The sequence below is a fragment of the uncultured Winogradskyella sp. genome, assembly GCF_963975125.1.
Classification (GTDB): Bacteria; Bacteroidota; Bacteroidia; order Flavobacteriales; family Flavobacteriaceae; genus Winogradskyella.
Window position 1 is genome coordinate 1 of sequence record NZ_CAXBGB010000130.1, and the last position, 4943, is coordinate 4943.

The following is a 4943-nucleotide window of genomic DNA, read 5'->3' on the forward strand; positions in this document are numbered from 1 at the left end:
TTCTCCGCTCGCGTGGTGGCACAGATGGTGGCGTTGGTGTAAAAATGCGCGCCATCAGGGCCTTATTTAATAAAGCCATAGCGCGTGGTGTCATCAAGGAAAGCCTATATCCATTTAAAACCTATAAAATATCCAGGCTAAGAGGCAAAGGGTTTAAACGTGCTTTGGATTTTGAAGAGATTCTGCGTATCATCAATTTAGATTTGTCGGACCACCCACATTTAATCAACACCAGAAATTACTTTGTTTTTAGCTTCTATACCAGGGGAATGAATTTTGCCGATATGATGTGCTTGGAATGGAAAGATGTTGAAGCTAATGTCATCTATTACACCAGAGCGAAGACCAAAGGAAACTTCTCTATAGCCATTATGCCTCCTGTTCAGAAAATATTGGACTATTATCGAGAACATGGTTATGGCAACAAATATGTATTTCCATTGTTGTTTCGCGAAGACTATACCCCTACCCAACTTGCTGATCGCAAACATAAAATGTTAGGAATTTATAATATAGAACTCAAGGAAGTAGCTAAACTTTGCAATATCACAAAAAATGTCAGCAGTTATGTGGCCCGACATAGTTTTGCCAATTGCCTCAAACAAAAAGGTGTGGCCACCGATGTTATTAGCGAATCCCTTGGACATCAAAATTTAGCTGTTACACAAGCCTACCTTAAAGAGCTGGACACTGAGATTGTAGATAAGGCGCTTGAGGTTTTATTATAGCTTAAATATAAAATGGTTTAGTAATTCATTTAAATTTATCCTAAATACAAATTTGTACATTATTTAAATAAGTTTAAATAGCTATCAAAAGTAAAAAGCTTATCCCTCTTACCTCCAGTAATTTCCTTCAAGATTCCTAATTCCTCTAAATCATTAATTAAATGATAGGCCGTTCTTTTAGAAACCTCAGTAATCTCAACAATTTTGTCTACATCGAGCATAGGATGTTTAAACAAATACTGAATTATTTTTTGTGCATTGTTAGCTCTTATTCCTAGAGTCTGTATGTTCAACTCGGAATTTTGCTTTAGTTTTAAAATAGCATCAAAAGTTTCTACCCCTTTTTTAGCGGTTTCAATAACACCAACCAAAAAGAATTTTAACCATTGTACAATATCATCATGAGTTCTAGCTTTCATTAAGTTATCATAGTATAGCGTTTTATTGCGTTCAAAAAAATCAGATAGATATAAAATGGGCTTTTTAAGAATGTCCTTATCTACCAAGTATAAGGTAATTAATAAACGGCCTACACGACCGTTACCATCTAAAAAAGGGTGTATGGTTTCAAACTGGTAATGAATTATAGCTATTTTCAGTAAATCTGGAAAATAAACTTCTGTGTTGTGGGCGAAATTCTCCAAATCACCCATTAATTCATTAATGCTTGTATGCACTGGTGGTATAAATACTGCATCGTCTATAGATGCACCCCCTATCCAGTTTTGACTTGTACGAAAAACACCAGGTAGCTTATGTTCTCCTCTAACACCTTGTAATAAGGTTTTGTGGGTTTCTCTTATTAAACGTGACGAAAAAGGCAATTTACCAAGCATTTCTATAGCATTGTGCATAGCAGAAATGTAATTTTGAACCTCTTCCCAATCATCCCGATTTTCATGACTTACGTCTTTCTTATCTAGTAATGCCTCTTCCATATTAGTTTGAGTTCCTTCAATCTTACTACTCTGAGTAGCCTCTTTAAGAACGTGCATACTAATAAAAAGGTCTATATCCGGAATGTGTTCACTATACATATCCAAACGGCCCAACTGCCTATCCGCTTTAGAAAGAAGATGGATTAGCTCCATATCGTCTAAAACCCACTTTTTATTAATATTTGTTGGCTGAAAGCTTTTATAATATCCTTGATTAATATAAGTGCCCGATTTAAAGTTTTGCATATATGTAGTTATTTTTACATTAACCTTCTTACTAATGCAAAATAACGCTAAAATTTGCAATAAGAATATTTCTAATGCAAAATATTGTACATTTTTTACAATAAGAAGCTCGCTAATGCAAATACCCACTAACTTTTTAAAACGAACAATTCATAATTGTTTCGTTAGACTCCAAAGGTAAAATGTTTATATCAGTCCATTTGTATACGAACAGTTAATAGAGAAAAAGACAAAATAAGCTTTGAGATAGCTTCATAAATCAAGTCCTTTTTGCGATATTCCATCATAACCGTTCATTTTTTCATTATGTTCATGGACAATGAACAGTAAGATATAATGAACACTGTGAGTTATTGAAAATACTATTCAAATTATTTTATAGTTCATATCTATATAACCTAAAAATGTAAGCAATTCTGTTGCCCGGCATAGTTTTGCCAATTATCTCAAAAAAAAGGTGTTGCTTCAGATGTAATTAGCAAATCACTAATTGCAAACCAATTTGTATGATTTGTCATTCATTAAGATTCAATTTTATACTTAACGCATTATTTATCATTCAAAATAAACCCTGTGGCTAGCTAATTTCGGAAACAGATAAAGGCGTTCATTAACAATGAACAGTCTACTATACTGAACATGTACCGTTCTCCAATATACTCTTCAAGTTGTTCTCTACATTTAAGTTAATCAAATTTGTCATTTAGTGGATTCAACCTAATTATGACTTTTTTTGCCCAGGCCAGGTAATTCTCAGTATTTGGATTCATTTGATTTTTTAGAATAGCCTGTTTTTCCATTTCATTAATATAATGCTCCGCTACTACTGCCCTGTTCCAATTTTCTGCATCTGTAAACAATTGAGCCACTTTGGCTTCTTCCAATTCTTTTTCCTTTTTAATTGCTTCAAGCTTCTGTTCCTGCAACAATCTTTTATTTTCTTCAATAGCCTGTTGGGCCCTAAGATCGTGCCAATATTTACAATCTTTTTCAATCCAAGCTATTATTTCGGACAGGTATTCTTCAAGTTTTCGTTTATCCTTGTCAATCCAATTTTTTCTTCGGAAAGAGGGACCGGCCTGAAACTCAAGTTTGTCCGATTTCTTCCAAGATTCACGGCCCCACTCACTTTCATCTTTATCTCGGATTCTATATATCTTTTGTCTTAGGTTAATTTCAGTCATCTGCCCAAACATTTCCACATGACAGCGACTATATTCAAATGTTATATTATGCCCCATTGCTTCCACAATTTGTATCAGTGTATTCATAAATCTAAGAGCCCTTGTTCTTAATGTTTTATCAGTATGAATCGGCAATATGTCCTTCTCCTGGGACACATGCCAGAATTTAAATTTCTCCTTACTATCATCGATATTTTCCAAGATTTTCTTTGAACTCCTGACCATTGGATGGTAGATAGAGATGCTTCCAGGAACTATAAACTTTAATTCCTTTCGTTGTTCCAGTTCATAGGCTCGTTGATGATAATCCGTTCTAAATTTCCGGGTCTTTGAACCTGAATTTAGGTTTATGTGAGCGAGACTATTCTCCATTTTGGGCAATGAGGTTTTAACTACTTTTTTCTTGAACCTAACCTTAGACCAATAGCCCCGATTAGGTAACGGAATTTTGTTTTCCACACAAATATCCTTTAAGCTTTGTGGTTCTATATTAAACATTTTCGCAAGTTTGCTTATGGGTTGTTCCCAGACTAGATTGTACAATTCCCTTCTTGAAAAGTTATTTTCTTTCATTTTTAAATATATCTTAGTAAAAATTCGAGTTTATGCCCAAAATTTGGTAATTTACTCGAAAAAATACTAAAGTTGGATTTATCCGAATACATAAAAGTGTGCCAATCAAAAGAAGTATACTCCTTTACATGGGATGAACTTCTTGGTTCTATTGATAAACCTGCGTCAGCATTAAAAAAAGAACTAACCTATCTCACCGCTAAAAAGGAGATAATTGCCTTAAGACAGAATTTTTATTTAATTATCCCCCCAAGATATGCAACCCAGGGCAAACTCCCAATACAACTTTATGTACACAAACTGTTTGTGTATTTAAATAGGAGATATTATTTGGGAGGCTACTCCGCAGCAAAATTTCATGGTGCAGCACATCAACAAATTCAAAAAGAATATGTTATTACCGAAAAACCGGCTCTTTTGCCTATATCAAAAGAAGGAACAATTATTAAGTTTATTTCCCTTTCCAATTGGCCTAAATCCAATATCTTAAAGAAAAAATCAGACGCAGGGTATTTTAATGTGTCCGACCCAATATTAACAATTACTGACCTAATTTATCATCAAACAAAATTTGGGGGTTTAAATCGAATTCTGGCCAATATTGAAGAACTCCTGGAAGAGGTAAATCAAGCTGATTTGGAGTCCTTATTAAAATGGTATCCACATACGAGCGTTCTACAAAGACTGGGGTATCTTATAGAGTTTATAGAGCCCGAAAGCAACCTATTAAAAACTATTTATGATTTTTTAAACAATGGACGTTTTTATCCCGTGTTATTAGATATTAACGCTAAAAATAAACCAGGTTCCGTTGACAATAGATGGAAAGTAGATGTAAACATCAAACTAGAGAGCGATATATGATTCCAAGACCTTACATAGCAGCTTGGCAAGAACATGCGCCATGGAAATCATTTTCACAAGTAGAACAAGATTTGGTCATAAGCAGAACCTTGGTAGCGTTATTTTCTGATGATTTTCTACGAGAGAATCTAGCTTTTAGAGGTGGAACGGCATTACACAAACTATACCTCCACCCCGCACCTAGGTATTCTGAAGATATTGATTTGGTCCAAATTAAGGAAGGTCCCATCAAACCTATTATGGAGCGCATCGGCGAGGTAATTACATTTTTTGAGGAACCTCGTAGTACTAAAATCAGCGGTCACGGAGCAAAAGCGTTTTATAGATTTACTTCAGAATATGAAGACATACGCCTACTGGATACTTCGGACCAAATTGCGCCAGGCTTTTCGGTTTCATTGCGCCAGTGA

At 34.7% G+C, this 4943-nt stretch carries 5 protein-coding genes; 3 read left to right on the forward strand and 2 right to left on the reverse strand.

Annotation, left to right across the window (positions count from 1 at the left end):
- The coding region (locus AAC053_RS13525) for a site-specific integrase (RefSeq protein ID WP_339757703.1) at window positions 1-728 on the forward strand (728 nt) is incomplete at its 5' end.
- Window positions 729-787: 59 nt separating this feature from the next.
- Here the strand turns inward: AAC053_RS13525 and AAC053_RS13530 are convergent.
- Window positions 788-1912 carry a Fic family protein gene (locus AAC053_RS13530; protein ID WP_339667208.1) on the reverse strand — a complete coding sequence of 375 codons (1125 nt, stop codon included), beginning with the start codon at window positions 1910-1912 and terminating at the stop codon, window positions 788-790.
- 686 nt (window positions 1913-2598) lie between these two features.
- A complete protein-coding gene (locus AAC053_RS13535) occupies window positions 2599-3669 on the reverse strand; it encodes a hypothetical protein (protein WP_339757706.1) in 1071 nt (356 codons plus the stop codon).
- 72 nt (window positions 3670-3741) lie between these two features.
- Here AAC053_RS13535 and AAC053_RS13540 point away from each other — a divergent pair, with 72 nt between their 5' ends.
- Both AAC053_RS13540 and AAC053_RS13545 read left to right on the forward strand, forming a co-directional pair.
- A complete protein-coding gene (locus tag AAC053_RS13540) occupies window positions 3742-4533 on the forward strand; it encodes a type IV toxin-antitoxin system AbiEi family antitoxin (RefSeq protein WP_339757709.1) in 792 nt (263 codons plus the stop codon).
- Entirely contained in the window at window positions 4530-4943 is a 414-nt protein-coding gene (locus tag AAC053_RS13545) for a nucleotidyl transferase AbiEii/AbiGii toxin family protein (protein ID WP_339757711.1), read from the forward strand. Before AAC053_RS13540 ends, AAC053_RS13545 begins: the two co-directional genes overlap by 4 nt.

What these genes read in the sequence shown, in the direction of transcription:
- AAC053_RS13530 (WP_339667208.1), bottom strand. Translation starts at nt 1,912, where the DNA reads ATGCAAAACTTTAAATCGGGCACTTATATTAATCAAGGATATTATAAA.
- AAC053_RS13545 (WP_339757711.1), top strand. Translation starts at nt 4,530, where the DNA reads ATGATTCCAAGACCTTACATAGCAGCTTGGCAAGAACATGCGCCATGG.
- AAC053_RS13535 (WP_339757706.1), bottom strand. Translation starts at nt 3,669, where the DNA reads ATGAAAGAAAATAACTTTTCAAGAAGGGAATTGTACAATCTAGTCTGG.